This window comes from Pantoea sp. SO10 (genome assembly GCF_005281435.1).
Classification (GTDB): domain Bacteria; phylum Pseudomonadota; class Gammaproteobacteria; order Enterobacterales; family Enterobacteriaceae; genus Pantoea; species Pantoea leporis.
Genome location: NZ_CP040096.1, coordinates 127878 through 146730, shown reverse-complemented (window position 1 = coordinate 146730; position 18853 = coordinate 127878). Strand labels below are relative to the sequence as shown.

Sequence of the window (18853 nt, the reverse complement as noted above, 5' to 3'; positions counted from 1 at the left end):
ATATCATTTATTACTCGTGATAGATCTGGCTGCGTCCGCCATCAACCAGGATATCGGTGGCATTGATGAAGCGCGCTTCGTCCGAGGCGAGAAACAGCGCGGTATATGCCACTTCCTGCGGTTCACCAATACGTTTGCACGGTAGCAAAGCGGCCTGCCGTTCACGCTCGGCTTGCGGATCGGGACAGCTTGCCAGCCAGGCTTCAGCGGCGGGCGTCATGATCAAACCCGGAGAAATGCTATTAATGCGAATGCCCTGACTGGCGTACTCCACGCCCAGCGAACGCGTCAGGCCAATCAAACCGTGCTTGGCAACCGGATAGGGAAACGCGCCGGGAATGATTTTGTGCCCGTGTACCGACGCGACGTTAACGATATTGCCGTACTGGCGCGCCAGCATGCCCGGCAGCACGCTGCGGATCAGGTTGTAGGGTCCTTTCAGATTGACCTCCACACAGCGCTGCCAGTCGTCATCTTCCAGTGCCAGCGGATCGCGAAACACATTCACGCCCGCGCAGTTGATCAGAATATCAATCGGGCCCAGCGCTTGCTGCGCTTCGCTCACCGCCCGCTGCACCTCCTCGGGTTGCGTGACATCTGCGCTACAGGCAATACAGTGTTGGCCACTTTGCTGCTGCAACTCTGCCGCCAGCGCTTCGGTGGTTTCACCGTCAAGATCGAACAGCGCCACGCGAGCCCCTTGTTGCGCAAACAGTGTAGCGATTGCGCTGCCTATGCCGCTGCCAGCACCGGTGATAATCGCGGTTTTATTAGCTAATCGTGATGACATAATCGCCTCCTTATGAAGATGCCGGTAATGCCAGCCAGTCTGGGAAGTACAACGTGCGCTCGCCGCGCTGCACAGTAATCATTGGCCATTCGCCACTGCGCGTTAAGCCTTCGCAGCCCTCAGCGGTAAGTAAAAAGGTATCTTCGCTTTTTACGCCGCTGAGCGTGGGATTCCACGCCACGGCAATATCAGAATGAATATCGCCGCGCGTATCTGGCGTTAGGATCACGTCGCGGCAACCATAACCCGCCGGGCCGCCCTGATGATGATCGCGCCACGCATCGCCATGTCCGTGCCGCTGATAGGCATCTTTAATTGCCTGAAATAGCGTTGACCAGCTTTGGCCCGGCTGCGTTGCACAGAGAATATCGGCGTGGATCTGGCACAAGGTGTTGAGGTGCTGGCGTAACGCGGGACCAGGTTCGCCGATATGCACTAACCGCGTCAGGCTCACGTGCAGCCCGTGGCGCTCGGCGCCGAGCGTGATCAGCATGTGTTGCTGCAGCTTTTTCTGCGTGGGCACCGGATGTTTGAACGCGCTAATACGCTCATCGGCCGCCACTAAGGTGCACATCGGACGAATACCGCGTGCCAGACAGGCAGCGACAATCTCGGCCTCCACTTGCCATTCCGTCACGCCTGCTTGTAACTGACGCGCCACGCCTTCGACAATCTGCGCGGCTTCGCGCCCCAACGCTTTAAATCGCTGCTGCTCGTTGCTGTTCAGGCCCTGTCGCAGTGCGACCATCGCTTGTTGAATATCAGACATGCCGTTTTGCGGCGTATCGCTGCCGAATTTGCCCTCAGGCAACAGGGTATTTAACGATTGAAACCACGGGTAACTCAGCGGTTCACAAGCAAACGGCAGCGATTCTTCGGCGAGGATACGCGGCATCTCATTTTCAGGCGCGAGCAGTAGAACCTTGTCCTGCGTGATGAGCAAGCTGGCCACGCCGACTTCGGCGCGTTCCACCACGTAAAAACTGGCACCGTCGGTCAGCCAGGCGATGTTATCGCGCCGGGTAAGCAGCACACCATCGAGCTGCCAGAAGGCGAGTGCACGCTGCAGGCGGGATAATTTTTCACTCATAAGCGTGCTCCTTGTTCTCGCTCTGCTGCGTTTGCAATAGCAATTCAGCAGCACGATGGGCCACCGCCATCACAATGGCATTGGTGTTGCCGCTGATAATGTTGGGCATCATTGAGGCATCGACCACGCGCAGGCGGTTAACGCCGCGCACGCGCAGGTCGTCGTGTAACACCGCCAGCGGATCGTTATCGTGGCCCATGCGGCAAGTGCCGACCGGGTGATAGCCGGTTTTCACCATGCGTTTGCAGTGTTCGGCAATCGTTTCATCTGAAGTCATCTCTGCACCGGGGAAAATCTCTTGCTGCACCATCGCGCCGATGGGCGTCGCGGTGATGACCTTACGCGCAAAACGGAAACCGGCGATGGTGCGCGCCAAATCGTCGGGATGACCAAAGATTTGTGTATCGATAATCGGCAAGCTGCTGGCGCTGCTATCGCGCAGCGTGACCTCGCCGGTCGCTTTGGGGCGCAGCAGTAGCGAATTGACGGTAACGCCATGGCCGGGATCGGCGCCCATCACGTCGCGGTCGAGATACACCGTGGGCACGCAAAACATCTGAATCGTTGGCGTGGCGCCGAAATCGAGCGGGTCAAAGAAGGCGCAGGTTTCCACGCCGGTGGTGGTGACCGGACCGGTTTTGAACAACATATATTGCAAGCCAGCTTTGACCATCGGCCAGCCACGATCCTGGCCGTAATAGCCAAAGGCACCGTTGGTGCTGGCCACCACCGGCACTTCATAGTGATCCTGCAAATTCTTGCCGACACCCGGCAAATGCCGACGCAGCGTGATGCCATGCTGTTTTAGCTGGGCTTTTGGACCGATGCCGGAGAGCATCAGCAGCTTCGGCGTTTGATAGGCACCGGCAGCCAGAATCACCTCTTTACGCGCGCAGGCATGTTGCGGATGGCCATCCTGTGTGTAGCGTACGCCGCTGGCATTTGCGCCCTCGAACAAAATCTCCTCTACCTGCGCGCCGGTGACGAGGGTCAAGCGCGCGTCATGGCGCAGCGGCGTAATAAAGGCATCCACCACGCTGCAGCGCTGGCGCGTCTGACCGTTAATGGTGTGCTGCATAAAGCCTACGCCAAACGGATTGCCGGTATTGAAATCCGGCGTGTAAGGAATGCCCAATCCCTGCAGAGTTTTCACATAAGCGCGGCTCAGTGGGCTGAAGTGGCCGAGATGCGACACTTTCATTGGCCCGCCGATGCCGTGATGGGGCGCGCCGAGATGATCGTTATCTTCGATGGCGGTAAAGTGCGGCAGCAGCGCATCCCACGACCAGTCGATGCCCTGATTGCCGAGCGCGCTGTTCCAGTCGGCGTAGTCCTGGCGATGGCCGCGCATATACACCATCGCATTGACCGTCGAACCGCCGCCTAACACTTTCGCCTGCGGCACAATCACGCCGCGTCCGTTGAGCTGTGGCTGCGGCTCGGTCTGGTGCATGGTGAGGAATTTGTCGCTGGCGAGAAACTTCATGTAACCTGCGGGCATCTTTAGCACCGGGTGATACTCATCGCGCCCGGCTTCCAGCAGCAGCACGCGCGCGTTGCCTTCCGTGACTAACCTGGCGGCGACAATACAACCGGCGCTGCCGCCGCCCACCACAATGTAATCAAACTCTTTCATGGTTCTCTCTTTACTCTGAAGCGACAGAATCTAAACGACGCAGGCGCTGCGCCTCGGGATTATGCTGCTCGCCGGGATCCAGCGGGCTGAGCAGGAAGCACCAGGAAACCAGAGCGCTGATCAAGTACAAAGCGGCGTAACCCCACACCACGCCCGAGGTGCCAAACAGTGCGTTGAAGGCGCCATAGAGCGCGGGGCCAAAGAAAGTGGAAAGCCCGGCAGCAAAGCAGTAAATCGCCATCGCGTTACCTTTATCTTTTGGCTGGCACAGGGAAGAGAACAGCGCGGCAGCGGGAACATAGCCGCACAAGGTGATGCCATATAAACACGCGCAGATGACGCTGAGGACAAAGCTGCCGTGGCTCCATTGCGGCACAAAATACATCAGCAACATTGAGATGCCGGAGCCGAGTCCACCAAATACCGTCAGCACTTTGCGCCAGCCGATGCGATCGCTGAGCTTGCCGACAATGGGATTAAAACTCATGCCGACTAAACCCATGATGGTGATCAGGCTGAGGTATTCGGTTTGCGTAAATCCAATCTGCTCGGTGAAAAAGCCTGGCAGGAAAATAAAGAAGCCGAAGTAAGGCGTGGTGTTGATGATACGAACCACGGCAGCTGCGGCGATGCGCGGTTCACGCCACAAAATATCGATGCCGCCCATCAGCGTACGCGCAACGCTCTGCTGACGGTGTTGCTCATCGAGCAACGACTGATAGCCGCTGCGTTCTTTCAGCGCGATCACCATCACCAGCAATCCCAACGCGACCAGCCCAAGCGACAACCAGAACGTGGCATATTCACCAATCAACTGTATTGAGAAGATCGCCACCAGCGATCCCAGCGTGGGCAAGCCGCCGGTAAACGCCAGCCAGAACCAACCGGTTGCTGAACCGCGCATATCGGCGGGTGCGGCGGCCTGAATCCACACCAGAAACGCATAGGCAAACATGGGGTAGGCGACGCCGCGCAGACCGTAGGTTAACGCCAGCAAGGCCACGCTATGGGAAGGCAAGGCGATGGCGAGGAACAACACTTCAAACACAATCCAGATCACACCGCCTGCCAGCATCACTTTGCGCGGGCCAATGAGTGTGGAGAGTGAACCGGCCAGCCACGAACCGAGCGTAGCGGTGACGCCGTAGAAGGCGATCACCGCCGCCGCGATATTGAGTGAGAAACCATTTTCATGCAGATAAGGCGCGAGATAGTTCGACTCCACGCCATCGCCAATCATAAACAGCAATACAGCGACGTAGCCCCAGGCCAGCGCGGGTGGAATACCGAGGCGGATCAGCCACGGATGGTTTGCAGGTAATGTTGTCATGTTCAATGTCTCTTGAGAGGTGAGGATATTTTTTTGTTATTAGGATGAGCACGAACTTTAAGGCAACGGTAGTAAAGAGGATGGCGAAACCATCACAAAAGACAGTAAACTCTGTTTAGTAAACGGGTCGGATGGGGTGTGATGGAGACAAAATGAAGCCGGTGGGTTTGAACAATTTGCAGGTGCGAAAACATAATAAGGCGCTGTTTATGTCGCTGATGTGGCGGCATAAGCAACTCAGTAAATCTCAATTGGCACACCTCAGCGGCTTAACCATTCCAGCCACCAGCAAAATTTTGCAGGCGCTGCTGGATGAAGGAAAACTGCAACACTCTGAGGCGCTGATGAGCGCACGCGGTAACAGCAACGGCAGTTTTCAGCTGCCATCCAACGGTGCCTGGACGCTGTGTTTATGCGTCAAACCGAGCAGCATTGAACGGCAACTGGCCGATGCGCAGCTGGTAGCGCAGGGAGAATTTGAGCAAGTCGCTATCAAAGCGGAAACGCCGGAAGCATTGCTCAGTGAGATTGAGGCGGTGTGGCGGAAAACCTGCAAACAGTGGCCGAAGCGACGCATTAATCTGGCGCTGGCAGTGCATGGTCAGGTTGATCCGGTCACCGGTGTGTCACAGCATATGCCGCAGGCCGCGTGGAAAACGCCGTTGCAGTTGAAATTTCTGCTGGAGGAGAAGCTCGGCGTGGAAGTGCGTGTGGATAACGACTGCGTGATGCTGGCGCTGGCTGAGAAGTGGTTAAATCGCAATGCACTCAGCGAATTCTGCGTCATCAATGTGGATTACGGCATCGGCTCATCATTTGTGATCAACGGTGAGATTTTTCGCGGCAATTTGTACGGCAGCGGCCAAATCGGCCACACCATCATTGAGCCTAACGGCCAGCGCTGCAGTTGCGGGCGTCAGGGGTGTCTGGAAACGGTGGCCTCACTCAGCACCTTAAAACAGGCGGCTCATCAGCGCGATCCCGAAGCGCCGCAGCCCAGCAGCACGCAGTTATTGCAAGCGTGGCAAGCGGGCGAACCCTGGATTGTAGCGTGGGCACAGCGCGCCGCCGAAGCGATTGGTATGAGCTTATATAATTTTCTCAACACGCTGAATATTAATCAGATTTGGTTATATGGTCGCAGCTGTACCTTTGGTGACAGTTGGTTGCAGACCATTGTGCGACAGATCGATTTTAATCCCTTCGATCCGCGTGATGCGTTGAAAAGCAAAGGCACCAATGTGCATTTTGGTCAGCTGGATCGGTCGCGGCAGGTGCTGGGGATTGGTTATTTGTATGTGGAGGCGGAACCCAGTGCGGCTTGAGAGCGTGGTCGCCATAAATGGCGTAATGCTAGTCAGTTAAGAAACCATGTTGCTTTGAACATGTAGCGGGCTCTGACACATCTGCTGCGTCACGGGCCGTCCTCGCGCCGCTTACGCGGTACCTTCGGCTTCCACGTTGTGCCGACGGATCGTTCGGGGATCGGCCGTCCTGGCCGGCCCCGAACTGCCTCACGCATCCATGCGTGAGGCTCCTGGCACAACGTAAAAGCCTCAGCGCTGCGGATAGCCCTTTTGCCGCAGCAGTCGCGCCAGCGCCTGAAGCGAATGAGCCCTTTTAACAATATGCACTGAAGTTGATGAGCAGGCCGGGGGCACTTTTGGGCAGGCAATCCGCAGCGCTGAACGTAGCGAGGAAGCCAGGAGAGCCCGCAGGACGCGGGCGAAAGGCGGAGCCGGAACAAGGAGGTTCCGTCTCCGCCGGTCCGTCAGGCAGACGAGCGGAGTGAAGGTACCGCGCTAGCGGCGTGAGGACCGCCGGACCAAAAGTGTCCCCGGCCTGCGCACTCCTCGTTGGCTTAACTGACAAGCATTACGCCATAAATGGCGACCTACAAAATAGCTTTCAGACCTGCGCCATACCGCCATCGACGAACAGCTCAGCGGCGTTAATAAAGCTGGACGCATCGGACGCTAAAAACGCCACCACTTTGCCAATTTCGCCAGGTTCGCCAAGACGACCTAACGGCACCTGCGCCGCCAGCGCATCAAACAATCCTTGCTGCTGATCTTCCGGCACCAAACCACCCAAACCTGGCGTGCGCACCGGGCCGGGACTCACAACGTTAACGCGAATACCGCGATCTTTCACATCCAGCGCCCATGAGCGGGCAAAGTTGCGCACCGCGGCTTTACTGGCGCTGTAAACGCTGAATCCGGCAGTACCCTGAACCGATGTGGTGGACGAGGTGAGGATCACCGAGGCATTGTCACTCAGTAGTGGCAACGCCTTCTGCACGGTAAACAGCACGCCGCGCACGTTGGTGCCAAAGATACGGTCAAAATGCTCTTCGGTGATGGCGCCAAGCGGCAGCATGTCGCCGCCACCGGCGTTGGCGAACAGGATATCAAGGCGGCCTGCTTGTTTGGCGATCTCTGCGTAAACGTTGTCGAGGTCGCTTAGCACCGCAGCATCAGCGCGAATACCGCTGGCGCTGGCACCGATGCTGGCGACTGCCGCATCAAGCTCCGCCTGACGACGACCGGTGATAAACACCCGAGCGCCTTGTGCCGCCAACTCCTGCGCGGAAGCCAGGCCAATGCCAGTTGTGCCGCCGGTTACCAATGCGATTTTACCGTTGAGTGCGTTCATGTTTGCTTCTCCAATGTGTGATGAGGTTTTGATGACTGCGTTGCAGTGCATGAGAAGCAATCTATCTTAACGGCGTTTGCTGATAAATGGTGTAAAATCGAAATGACTATTTCTATGTGTGGATAATTAAAGGCGGCGGAAAACAGTATGGATCAGTTATTGGCGATAAAGGCCTTTGCGCGCGTCGTCGAAGCGGGCAACTTTACGCGTGCGGCGGATTCGCTCGATATGCCGAATGCCACGCTGAGCAAACTGGTGCAGGAACTGGAAGCCCATCTCGGCGTTCGCTTGCTGCAACGCACCACGCGGCGCGTTGCGGTGACGCCGGAAGGGCGCGATTACTATGAAAAAGCGCTGCGCATCGTGCGCGATTTGGAAGATATCGATCACTCGTTTAATGCGGAAAGCGCCAAACCTGGCGGCTATCTGCGTATTGATATTGGCGGCTCAACCGCGCGCGATGTGTTGATTCCGGCGCTGCCCGATTTCATTGCCCGCTATCCGGACATTCGTATCGATCTTGGCGTTGCGGATCGCGCGGTGGATTTGATCAGCGGTAACGTCGATTGCGTGATTCGCGGCGGTCCGCTTAGCGATTCGTCGCTGGTGGCGCGTCATTTGGGGGATGCGGAGATGATTACCTGCGCCGCGCCGGGCTATCTGAAAACCTATGGCGTACCGGCTTATCCGCAGGAGCTGAAAAATGGTCATCGCATGGTGAGCTATTTGTCACCGCAGAGCGGCAGAGCGTTTCCGTTTCGTTTTACTCAGGGCGAAGAGCAGCTTGAGATTAAGAGTGAGCATCGGATTGGCGTCAATGAAAGTAACGCGCATTTGGCGGCAGCGGTTGCGGGTTTAGGGATTATTCAGACCTTCCGCTATGCAGCGGCAGCAGATTTACAGGCAGGGAAATTGGTTGAGATTCTGGCGGCGTGGCGTCCGGGGAATTATCCGTTTCATGTGGTTTATCCGCAGAATCGTCATCTTACGCAGCGATTACGGGTATTTATCGGATGGCTGAGGGACGTGTTTCCTGAGCGATTGAACGGGTAGAGCGGGATCGCCACGAATGGCGACCCCAAAGATGATTACAGCGTGCCAGTGCCGCCATCAGAGCACCACACCTGGCCGGAGGTGAAGCTGTTTTTCACATCGGCAAAAGTGACGTACAGCGGGGCGATTTCAGCCGGTTGTCCCGGACGACCCAGCGGTGCGGATTCACCGAACTTCTCCACTTTCTCTTGCGGTTGTCCGCCGCTCACCTGCAGCGCGGTCCAGTATGGGCCAGGCGCAACCGCGTTGACGCGAATCTGCTTTTCACCCAGCTGTTTCGCAAGCGCTTTGGTAAACGCGACAATCGACGCTTTGGTCTGCGCATAATCCAGCAGGATCGCGCTTGGCTGATACGCCTGCACCGACGAGGTATTGATGATGGACGATCCAGCTGGCAGATATTTCAGCGCCGCTTTGGTGATCCAGAACATCGCATAGACGTTGGTCTTAAAGGTGGCGTCAAAATCTTCAGTAGAGAGTGTCAGGATGGATTCATTAAACTGCTGACGTCCGGCGTTATTCACCAGAATATCCAATCCGCCTAGCTGCTCAGCAGCCTGATCCACCAGCTTCTGACAGAACTCTTCCGAACGAATATCACCCGGAATCGCCACCGCTTTGCGGCCTTCGGCTTCAATCAGTTTTACCACTTCTGCCGCATCAGCCTCTTCTTCCGGCAGGAAGTTGATGGCGACATCCGCACCTTCGCGGGCATAAGCAATTGCCACGGCGCGGCCAATACCGGAATCACCACCGGTGATGAGCGCTTTACGACCGGTCAATTTACCGGTACCACGATAGCTGGTTTCACCATGATCGGGACGGGGATCCATTTTGCTCGCCAAACCCGGCATCGGTTGCGTCTGCTTTTTAAATGGCGGAACCGGATACGTTTCAGTAATAAGGGTTTTATTTGTAGTTTGCGATGTCATATATATCTCCTTGTCGCATGAGGTGAATAAACTAAGCCTGGCATAAATGTGATGTTTGTCACGTTAGAAAGTGAGCAATCAGATTTATTGAGACGAAACGGTAAACGAAAGGGGGTTAAAAAGGGCAGCAGTAACGTGAGGTAATTAACAATATTTATCGAGGTGCGACTGCAGAAGGGGATAATGCTTAGGGCGTCCGTGCCCTGGCGGATTTCCAAGGTGCTATGTGCTATTTAAAACATGGTTGGCTACTTCTTGCCGCCTTTCTTACCTGCTTCTGATGCTTTAGCGGGGTCATCTTTGAAACTACCACCGCTTTTTTCTCCGCCTTTTTTACCGGCTTCTGATGCTTTCTTTTTATCGTCAGCAAAATTACCGGAACCGCCTCTATGCTCAGCCATAAAACATCCTCTCGTGAGTTGTTGTTGCATGGCGGAAATAAGGGCTTCAACGCCATGCCCGTGCTGCAATTTAAGATTAGCGAGGTTCGGATTAATCACAAGCGGAGCGGAAGTGATTATTTATTGCTCGCTGGCGGGACGTTAATAAAATAAGTGCCGCTATAGGGAATCGGTAAGAAATCACGAAAAATCTGCTGCAGGGTCTTTTCGGGTTCCAGGTCCGCAAACAGCTGTGGATAGAGTGTTTTAGCCATAAATTCTGTCGCCGCAATGTGCCACGGACTGAGGTAGAAATTCATCCAGATCACCGCCGAGTGACCATTTTTCAATGCTGATAATTCGCGTAAACCGTTTTGCTGCGCGGTGAGCTGTCTGAAACTGCTGAGCACGGTTTCGGGTGCCACGTCTGGCCCTAATTTCAGTAAGCCCTGCGAGGCGTTATCGCCAAAGCCGGTAGCAAAATAGTACTGCGGCTGAGCGGCAATCACGCTCTCTTCACTCAGGCGACCAAACACGCCGTGCTGCGTTTTGTTGGCGATATTGTCGCCGCCCGCTGCGTTGAGTAATTCGCCGAGGCTGCCGTTGATCGCCGTCACGCAACATTCGTTACGGCGTCCAAGATGCAGTTGCAGCAGCACCGACGGTTTCGCGCCCTGATAGCTGGCTAAGCGATCATGAATCACCTGCATATGCTGCTGGTAGAAACGATTAAACGCTTCTGCCCGCGCCTGCTGATTCAGCACTTCGCCAAATATCTCCACGCTGCGGCGGGTGTTTTTCAGCAGATGCACGCGCAGATCGATCTTCACCACCGGAATGTGCGCCGCTTTCAGCATGGCGACAAGGCGCAGGTCGGCATCATCGTAGCGTGCCAGACTCGGCAAAATCACCACGTCCGGTTTCAGCGCCAGAATCTGCTCGGGATTGATGGCGTTTGGCCCGCCGGCACCCAGCGACGGGATTTTCAGCATCTGGGGAAAGTGACGGGCAAAACTGTTCCAGGTTTGGCTGTCGTACTTCTTCAGATCCTGCGGCCACGCCACAATGTGCTGAAACGGATCGCCGGGCTCCAGTAACGCCAGCGTATACAGCATGCGGCTTTCACCCAGCACGATACGCTGCGGACGATCGGGGATCTCAACGCGATTGCCGTCGATATCGGTGATGGTTTTTGCCCAGGCCACGCTGCTGAGCACCAGCAAAAAACAGGCCAGCACCACCAACATCGGGCCGGACAAGCCTGGCGCACGTCGTACAAATATCGAATCAGAATTCAACGCTGGCCTCGAGCATCAGATTGCGGGTTTCTCCTTCACGCACGCGCAGATTGCCGCCGCTGGAGGTGTAATAGTGTTTGTTGAACAGGTTATTCAGATTGAGCTTCAGCTGGGTTTTCTCGCCAAACAGCTGATTGTTCCAGGCGACAAAGCTGTCCGCTACCACATAATCGGGCAGGGTAAAGCTGTTTTCCGGATCGCCGGCGCGCGTTCCCACATAGCGCGCACCGCCGCCTACGCGGAAATTGCCCGGAATGCCGGAGATCGCCAGATTATGGTTCAGATAGAGCGCGCCTGCGTGGCGCGGCGCATTCTGCAGGCGATTGCCGTTATTAGCCGCGTTAACACCGTCATCCACGATCTCGGCTTTGTCGTAGCTGTAGTTGGCGCTGAGATCCCAGCCCGGCAGCACTTCGCCATTTAACTCAAATTCCGCGCCGCTGGATCGCGCTTTATTGATGGCGCGAGTGGTGCCGTTAATGCTTAGCGACATATCGCGCTCGTTGATGCGATACAGCGCGACGCTGGCGAACAGCTTCGGTGAAATCTGCCACTTGCTGCCGACTTCCCATGTGGTGCCCTGTTCCGGTTTACCGACGTTGCCATCATCATCAACATCGGTCGATGGTGTGAAGGATTTACTCACGCTGGTGTAGAGCGAAACGTCCGGCGTCACTTTGTAGATCAAACCGGCCTGCGGCAGGAATTTGTTGCCTTCGCTGTCCAGCGTTTGCACCACCGGATCAAAACCTTTCGAGGCGCGTTGCTCGTAATGCTGATAGCGTCCGCCCAGCACCGCAATCCAGTTTTCCGTCAGGCTGATGCTGTCTTTGGCATAGATTGAACGGCTGTGCGTGCGGTTGAGGTTATTGGCATTGGCGCTGTTTTCGGTGCTGCTGTTGGTAACAGGCGACAGAATATCGTACTGCGGATCGGTGAAGTTGAAACCGGTGTTGGCTTTGCCCTGATACTGATGCGCGCGATAGGTTTGGATCATCTCGTAATCGGTGCCCAGCACCAGATCGTGCGTCATCTCTAACACTTGCTGTGAGCCGATCACGTCCCACGAAACGTATTTGGTTTTATGGTTAAAACCGCGATTGGCATCGGCACGACGCGTCACCACGCCAGTGTTAGCATTGACCGCCGTGACGCGCACTTCATTATTATCGTATTGACGCTGGTTCCAGCCGAGCGTGACGCGCGTGCTCCAGTCATCATTAAACTGCCAGTCATAATGGGCGTTGAGGGTTTTGTTGTGACCCCATGCATGGTTGGCTTTGTCATCCAGACGATCTTTGTAGCCCATATCCAGCGGCTTACCGTTGATGAATGCGGTGCCGCGATCGTAAGGAATGTCGTACTGATAATCTGAATAGCTAATCAGGAAGCTGGCTTGCTCGCCAAACCACTGCAGCGAGGGCGCGATCAGCGTGTGCTTTTCGCTGCCGAAATTGCGCCAGTAATCCTGATTCTGTTTCTCCGCAATCAGGCGGAAGGCGAAGCCGTTGCCAAGCGGTCCGGTGACATCCACCGTGCCCGCGCCACCGCCTTCACTGGAGGTTCGGCCGCTGACTTTGTTGTGCCACTCATACTGCGGCTTTTTGCTTATCACATTGATTACGCCACCCGGATTCTGGATGCCGTACAGCAGCGATGCGGAGCCTTTCAACACTTCAACGCGCTCAGTGGTGGCATCAAAGTTCAAACCCTGGCTGCTGCGCACGCCATCGCGATAAATCGATCCATCCGAATTGCTGCCAAAGCCGCGACGCACGAAGCCATCTTCGGTGCCTGCCAGCGTATTGCCTTCCGTAACGCCGCTGACAAAACGCATCGCGTCGGCAAGACTCGACGCCTGATAATCCTCCAGCTGCTGCTGCGTAACCACGCTGACCGACTGCGCCTGGTTAATGCGCGGCGTAGAGGTTTTACCGCCGATCGCGCTATTAGTGACATTGTAACCTTGTGCGCTATCTTCCTGCGCCGAAACGGTGAGCGTGTTGCTCTCCTCGGCGGCAAAACTGCTGGTGGAACCCCAAATGCTGACGCCGTAAATCGCAGCCAGAATGGCGGGATGGCGTTGAGATTTAAAAGCCGACGGCTTGTTGTTATTCATTCTTTATCAACCTGGTGCAATGCAATTGAGAATCATTCAACCATGTTGTAATGTAGTAGTAAATGGAAATGATTACGAAGCTGTTACATTTTTATTATTATAAATTCATTGGCTTACATCTTAATTCTAAGTAGTAAGTGGGTAATTCACTACAAACCTTCAGTAAAACTCTCACACTTTAAAGAGCAATCAGCAGATGAGTCGAAATAGCATTAAAAGTCGTGTGGATGTGCTGGGTGAACGCTATCGGTTGCGCGCACCGACATTATCATCCGGTCTGCAAGCGGTAGCGCGTTACATCCACGACCATCGCGAGGTGGTATTGGATGCCACGGCGCTGGAAATTGCCAGGGCCACTAACACCTCGGATGCGACGGTGGTGCGCGCGGTGCAGGCATTAGGTTTTGCCGGTTTGCGCGATTTAAAAACCACGTTAAACGCCTGGTTTGGACCGGCGATGAACTCTGAAGAGAAGATGAGCGCCACCGTCAGCGAACTGTCGTGCGATATCAATTCCGGCATCGATTTTGTGTTGAGCGGCCATAAACATGCCTGCGATGCGCTGTCTGAACCGCACAATCGTGAAGCCGTCGCCAAAGCGGTAACGCACTTGATTGACGCGCGTCAGGTGGCGCTATTTGGCATAAATGCCTCCGGGATTTTGGCGGATTACAGCGCGCGTCTGTTCACGCGCATTGGTATTCCGGCGGTAACGCTCAATCGCTCTGGGATTGCGCTGGCGGAACAGCTGATTGGGCTGCAACGCGGTGATGTGCTGATTATGATGGCGCAGAAGTCGGCGCACCGTGAAGGCATGACCGCGCTGAAAGAGGCGAAGCGTCTCGGCATGCCGGTGATTTTGCTCACTAATGCGCTTGATTCGGCTTTCGCTAAACAGGCGGATGTCATTATTAACGTGCCGCGCGGTGGCGAGAATGGTCGCATGCCGCTGCACGGAACGGTGTTGGTGTGTCTGGAGATGTTGATATTGTCGGTGGCTTCCGCGACCTCATCGCGTACGGTAAAAACCATGAAGCGTATTCAGGATCTCAATCGATCGCTGAAGCCATCCGGCAAAAAGTAACGCTATTTGCTGGCGCTGCTGTTTACAACGGCGCGTTTGCCAAAGCCGTTGCTGGTCACCAGCCACACCGCGCAGACAATCAGCAACGAACCGCCGATAAAGCCCTGATTGATCTGCTCGCCCAACACTAACCAGCCCCATAAAATCCCAAACGGCGGAATCATAAAGGTGACGGTCAGCGTGCGCAGCGGGCCAATATCGGCCAGCAGACGGAAATAAATAATGTAGGCTAGCGCGGTACAGATAAACCCAATCGCCAAAATAGAAGCCCACACTTCCGGGATCTGCCAGCTGCTGGCGGGCGTTTGCGGAGCACTAAAGGCAAAGACCGGCAGTAAAAACAGCGATGCACCCAGTTGGCTGCCAAAAGCCACTTTGGTGGCATCCAGTCCGCCGCGTGCACCAATCCAGCGCTTAGTCAGGAAACCGGCAAATCCATAACAGGCGGTGGCAACCAGGCAAGCCAAAATCCCCCCGATTAAAGTGCTGCTCAGATGCGCTTCGCCGGTGGTGCTGATGACAATGATGCCGCTGAATCCGGCGATCATGCCGAGAACTTTGGTGATCGTCAGTTTTTCATCGAAAAACGCCGCACCAATGATTACGCCCATCAACGGTGTGGTGGCGTTAAGAATCGCGGAATAGCCCGCCGGTAGCACGCGCGCCGCCAGACAATACATCAGGAACGGAATCGCTGAGTTGATAACGCCCAGCAGCATCGCCCAACCTAATTTGCCCTCAAAGCGGCGTGGAATGTGCATCACCGCCATAATGATCAATAAACCCAACATGCCGCAAAATACGCGTAAAAACGCGGTGTTCACCGCGCCCAGCGCCGGTACCGCAATGCGCATAAACAGAAAACTGGCACCCCAAATCCCCGCTAAAAGCAGCAGCCGCAACAAATCCGATGTTCGCATAAGTTTCACAATTGTTAAGAAAGAGTCGCGCACAGAATAGCAAATAACCCGCTCCGTCGGGCCGCTATTAACGGCGACTGATTACCGCTTTGCAGAAATATTCCCAGGTAGCGCAATCATCAGGTAGTATTTAGGAATTGATCATTTCCTAAATATGCGGAGAGCGAAAATGTCAGCATCAGTTATCAAACACGCACAGGGCTGGACGCAGCCATTCAACGCGTTAGACGGATTTTCCCATCATTACGCCACGGTCGACGGCGTGCGTTTGCACTACGTCAGCGGCGGCAATGCAAATGGAGAAACGTTGCTGCTGCTGGCGGGATTTCCACAAAGCTGGTTCGCCTGGCGCCAGGTGATGGCGCTGCTGGGCGATCGCTATTTCATCATCGCGCCGGATTTACCCGGTCAGGGCGACTCGGATAAACCGCTCAGCGGCTACGACACCACATCGCTGGCGCAGAATGTACAGGGCTTGATGCAGCAATTGGGTCATGAAAGCTATTACCTCGCCGCGCACGACGTAGGCGCGTGGGTTGCCTGGCCGTATGCCACGCTGTTTAGCGATCCGGTGAAGAAACTGGCGCTGCTTGATGCCGGTATTCCTGGCGTGACGTTGCCAGAATCGCTGCCCGCGACGCCGGATAAAGCGTGGAAAACCTGGCACTTCGCGTTTCATCTCTTACCGGATTTGCCGGAGGCGCTGATAGAAGGGCGCGAAGCGATCTATCTCGAATGGTTCCTGAAACGCAAAGCGGCCAGTCCGATGGTGTTTGGCGATGAGGATATGGCGGAATATACTCGTTTGTTACAGCAGAAGGGCGCGATACGCGCCGGAATGGCGACTTATCGTGAAGTGACGGTTTCGGCGGCGCAAAACCGTGCGTTGCTGAAAGAGCGCGGCAAATTAGCGTTGCCGTTACTGGCGATCAGCGCCGATCAGGGTTCGATTCCGGATATGGCATTGCCATTGCGTGAATTCGCTGCGGATGTGACGGGAATTAAGATCGCGCACTGCGGTCACTTCATTCCGGATGAGCAACCGCAGGCGCTGGCAGAGGCGTTGGGTGAGTTTTTTAATTAAACGTCAGGTCGCCATGTCTGGCGACTAAAAACCGCTCAATCAAAACGACATCGTCACACCGGCATAATAGGCGCGGCCCGGTTCGTTATAGGTTGATGCACCCGAATTTTCGCGGTAAATGCGTTTATCAAACAGGTTATTGATACCGGCATTGGCGCGCAGGTTTTTGCTGATGTCGTAATTGACGTTCAAACCAAACACCGAATACGGGCTGATTTCCTGGGTCGTCATGCTCGAGGTATCGATATTGGTCTCAACATTCTGACGCGGTTTCTGGCGGCCATACTGCGTCCAGTTGATGTTGGCGCTGAGATCCTGCGTCGCCTGCCACTCCAGCTGCGAGTTGATGGTGAATTCCGGGATCACCGACAGCGGATTGCCGGTTTTCTTGCTCTCGGAGCGGAACATGTAGGTGGCGTTGGAGCGCCATTCCAGCGTATCGGCGATCAAAGGAATAGTCAGATTTCCTTCCAGTCCTTCCACAATCGCTTTGCCGCCGTTTTCCCAGCGCAGCACGTTATAAACCGGGCGAGTGCTGGAATAAACCGGCTCGGTGCCCGACACAATCTTGTTCTTATAGTCATTGCGGAACCAGGTGATGCCCGCAACGTAGCCCTGGTTGCTGAACTCCATTCCAATCTCTTTGTTGACGCTGGTTTCTGCATCAAGATCGTTGTTCCCCAGCAGATAACATTGGCTGAGCCCAATCGGGCAGCCGTTGCCGCGCGTGGAGAGCAGATAACCCGGCGTTGATTGATACAGGTTTGGCGCTTTAAACACCCGTGCGATACCGGCCTTCAGGGTGAAAAAGTCGCCCAGACCTTGTGAGAGGTTCAGGCTTGGGCTCCAGTTGGCGCCAAACTGATCGTGATAATCAAAGCGCAGGCCCGGAATCACTTCGGTGCTATCGGTGGCGGCAATGTTGTCTTCAAAGAACAGTGAACTGATGGTGGCGCTGTTCTTACTGCTGCGCTGCGATGGATCGCCCGAACTGCCTGGCAAATTCACGCCGCTCGCGCTGGCCGCAAGCATTGATGCTGGATCGTTCAGCTCGTCGCGGTTCCACTCCGCGCCCAGCGTCACGGTTTGATCGACCAGCAGCTGCAGCGGGAAGTTGATCTCTCCGCCCGCGCGATAGCTTTCCAGGCGGCTGGTGGCGTACGTATCGCTGTTGATCATTCCTTCAGTACGCCCGGCAGTGCCTTCCTGCAGGCGGGTGTTATTGGTTTTCTCGTAGTTGAAATTGAGCTTCGAGGTTCCCCAATCCCAGATACCGTTGTGCGCGATGCCGTAGCTCTGGCGATACATGCGGTTAGTTTCATCACCATACAGCGACTCTACTAAACCGTCGGTGCTGGCGTTGCTGTTACTGTTCTGCGTGTCACCGGCGTAAATATTGCCCTGACGGCTGTAGCCCCAGGAGAAGTCGATGATTTGCAGCGGCGTGATTTTCCACGACAGCACGGTATTGATGTCTTTGTTGCGCACGCCTTCACGGCCCGCCGCGTATGAACCGTTTTCTGCGGTGTTGATATCGAACGCATCGGCATCGGTGCGGTTGAGGTTGCCGTACAGGCGCATGGTCAACGCATCACCGGCCAGCGGGCCGCTGAGATTGAAGTTAGCGCGTCGGGTATCGCCTTCTTTGCTATTTTCCGGCTGGCTGGTATAGAGCGACAGCGAGCCGTGCCAGTCGTTGGTGGGACGCTTGGTAATGATGTTCACCACGCCGCCCGCCGCGCCAGAACCGTATCGAGCAGCGGCCGGGCCTCGAATCACTTCAATGCGCTCAACCATTTCAGCTGGCACCCAGTTGGTATCACCGCGTGAATCACGCTCGCCGCGCCAGCTGTAGCGCACCGAGTTACGAGAGGAAACCGGCACGCCATCGATCATCACCAGGGTGTTTTCCGGGCCCATGCCACGGATATCGATTTGACGGTTATTGCCGCGGCTGCCGCTGGCGCCGTTGCCGGTAAGGTTTACGCCGGGCATTTTGCGAATGATGTCGGAGAGATCGTTAACAGGGGGATTTTTTTTGATGTCTTCAGCGGTGATGGTGGACACGCCCGGTTGCTGTTTGAGCTCCTGCTCGGCGGTGACGATCATTGATTCATCGTCAGCCAGCTTTTCGGTGGTTTCAGCTGCAAAGGCAGGCGACGTTAGCATTCCCGCTAAAAAAAGCGCAATTGGACGCTTTTTGCCACGCATGGTTACATTCACTTAAGTTTTCTCCCTGTTACGTTAACAATTGTAAGTAAATGCGCATGATAATGATAACGTTTCTCATTGTCTATTCAGTGAGACGGCAACATGCCTGACAATACAAACCTTTACAAAGGTTGTTCGGTTGCGGGGTATGAGTTGCGGAGAGGGGAATTTCTCATTTGCTTAGAAGAAACCGTTATGAGTAAGAAGAAATGTGTCGATGAATACTGGATAGGCAGGCTACTGATTCACTAGCAAATTCTGAATTCTGCTG

The 18853-nt window shown here is 55.2% G+C and carries 15 protein-coding genes; 4 read left to right on the top strand and 11 right to left on the bottom strand.

Annotated elements, in window-relative coordinates; translation table 11 throughout:
• Positions 1-10: 10 nt before the first annotated feature.
• The 4 genes from FCN45_RS20235 to FCN45_RS20220 are packed head-to-tail and all read right to left on the bottom strand — an operon-like array spanning position 11 to position 4846.
• On the bottom strand, positions 11-790 hold the full coding sequence (locus tag FCN45_RS20235; protein WP_137387018.1) for an SDR family oxidoreductase: 780 nt from the start codon (positions 788-790) through the stop codon (positions 11-13).
• A gap of 10 nt (positions 791-800) precedes the next feature.
• A complete protein-coding gene (locus tag FCN45_RS20230; protein ID WP_137387017.1) occupies positions 801-1880 on the bottom strand; it encodes a Xaa-Pro peptidase family protein in 1080 nt (359 codons plus the stop codon).
• Complete coding sequence (locus FCN45_RS20225; protein ID WP_137387016.1) at positions 1873-3516, bottom strand: GMC family oxidoreductase; 1644 nt, start codon at positions 3514-3516, stop codon at positions 1873-1875. The genes FCN45_RS20230 and FCN45_RS20225 overlap by 8 nt, the downstream gene beginning before the upstream one ends.
• 10 nt (positions 3517-3526) lie before the next feature.
• Entirely contained in the window at positions 3527-4846 is a 1320-nt protein-coding gene (locus FCN45_RS20220) for an MFS transporter (RefSeq protein ID WP_137387015.1), read from the bottom strand.
• 152 nt (positions 4847-4998) lie between these two features.
• Between FCN45_RS20220 and FCN45_RS20215 the strand changes: the two genes are divergently transcribed.
• Positions 4999-6171: an ROK family protein gene (locus FCN45_RS20215; RefSeq protein ID WP_137387014.1), complete on the top strand. Its 1173-nt coding sequence runs from the start codon at positions 4999-5001 to the stop codon at positions 6169-6171.
• 583 nt (positions 6172-6754) lie between these two features.
• Here FCN45_RS20215 and FCN45_RS20210 read toward each other — a convergent pair.
• Positions 6755-7501 carry an SDR family NAD(P)-dependent oxidoreductase gene (locus FCN45_RS20210; RefSeq protein WP_137387013.1) on the bottom strand — a complete coding sequence of 249 codons (747 nt, stop codon included), beginning with the start codon at positions 7499-7501 and terminating at the stop codon, positions 6755-6757.
• Between the two features lie 147 nt (positions 7502-7648).
• Here FCN45_RS20210 and FCN45_RS20205 point away from each other — a divergent pair, with 147 nt between their 5' ends.
• The gene (locus FCN45_RS20205) at positions 7649-8554 is read left to right on the top strand and encodes a LysR family transcriptional regulator (RefSeq protein ID WP_137387012.1); all 906 of its coding nucleotides are present in this window, start codon (positions 7649-7651) and stop codon (positions 8552-8554) included.
• Between the two features lie 35 nt (positions 8555-8589).
• Here FCN45_RS20205 and FCN45_RS20200 read toward each other — a convergent pair whose 3' ends face one another.
• From FCN45_RS20200 to FCN45_RS20185, 4 genes are all read right to left on the bottom strand, one after another.
• Positions 8590-9486 carry an SDR family oxidoreductase gene (locus FCN45_RS20200; RefSeq protein WP_101761337.1) on the bottom strand — a complete coding sequence of 299 codons (897 nt, stop codon included), beginning with the start codon at positions 9484-9486 and terminating at the stop codon, positions 8590-8592.
• A 248-nt stretch (positions 9487-9734) separates the two neighbouring features.
• Positions 9735-9887 carry a general stress protein gene (locus FCN45_RS20195; protein WP_101761338.1) on the bottom strand — a complete coding sequence of 51 codons (153 nt, stop codon included), beginning with the start codon at positions 9885-9887 and terminating at the stop codon, positions 9735-9737.
• A 116-nt stretch (positions 9888-10003) separates the two neighbouring features.
• Positions 10004-11113 (bottom strand): ABC transporter substrate-binding protein, encoded by a 1110-nt coding sequence (locus tag FCN45_RS20190; protein ID WP_137387429.1) that lies wholly within the window; start codon positions 11111-11113, stop codon positions 10004-10006.
• Between the two features lie 40 nt (positions 11114-11153).
• Complete coding sequence (locus FCN45_RS20185) at positions 11154-13283, bottom strand: TonB-dependent siderophore receptor (protein ID WP_137387011.1); 2130 nt, start codon at positions 13281-13283, stop codon at positions 11154-11156.
• A 196-nt stretch (positions 13284-13479) separates the two neighbouring features.
• Here FCN45_RS20185 and FCN45_RS20180 point away from each other — a divergent pair, with 196 nt between their 5' ends.
• On the top strand, positions 13480-14367 hold the full coding sequence (locus tag FCN45_RS20180; RefSeq protein WP_110867186.1) for a MurR/RpiR family transcriptional regulator: 888 nt from the start codon (positions 13480-13482) through the stop codon (positions 14365-14367).
• Positions 14368-14369: 2 nt separating this feature from the next.
• Here the strand turns inward: FCN45_RS20180 and FCN45_RS20175 are convergent, their stop codons facing one another.
• Positions 14370-15287: a DMT family transporter gene (locus FCN45_RS20175; RefSeq protein WP_137387010.1), complete on the bottom strand. Its 918-nt coding sequence runs from the start codon at positions 15285-15287 to the stop codon at positions 14370-14372.
• Positions 15288-15456: 169 nt separating this feature from the next.
• On the opposite strand from FCN45_RS20175, the gene FCN45_RS20170 reads away from it, so the two are divergent.
• Positions 15457-16371 carry an alpha/beta fold hydrolase gene (locus FCN45_RS20170; protein WP_137387009.1) on the top strand — a complete coding sequence of 305 codons (915 nt, stop codon included), beginning with the start codon at positions 15457-15459 and terminating at the stop codon, positions 16369-16371.
• A 39-nt stretch (positions 16372-16410) separates the two neighbouring features.
• Here the strand turns inward: FCN45_RS20170 and FCN45_RS20165 are convergent, their stop codons facing one another.
• Entirely contained in the window at positions 16411-18582 is a 2172-nt protein-coding gene (locus FCN45_RS20165) for a TonB-dependent siderophore receptor (protein WP_210421294.1), read from the bottom strand.
• Positions 18583-18853 lie beyond the last annotated feature (271 nt).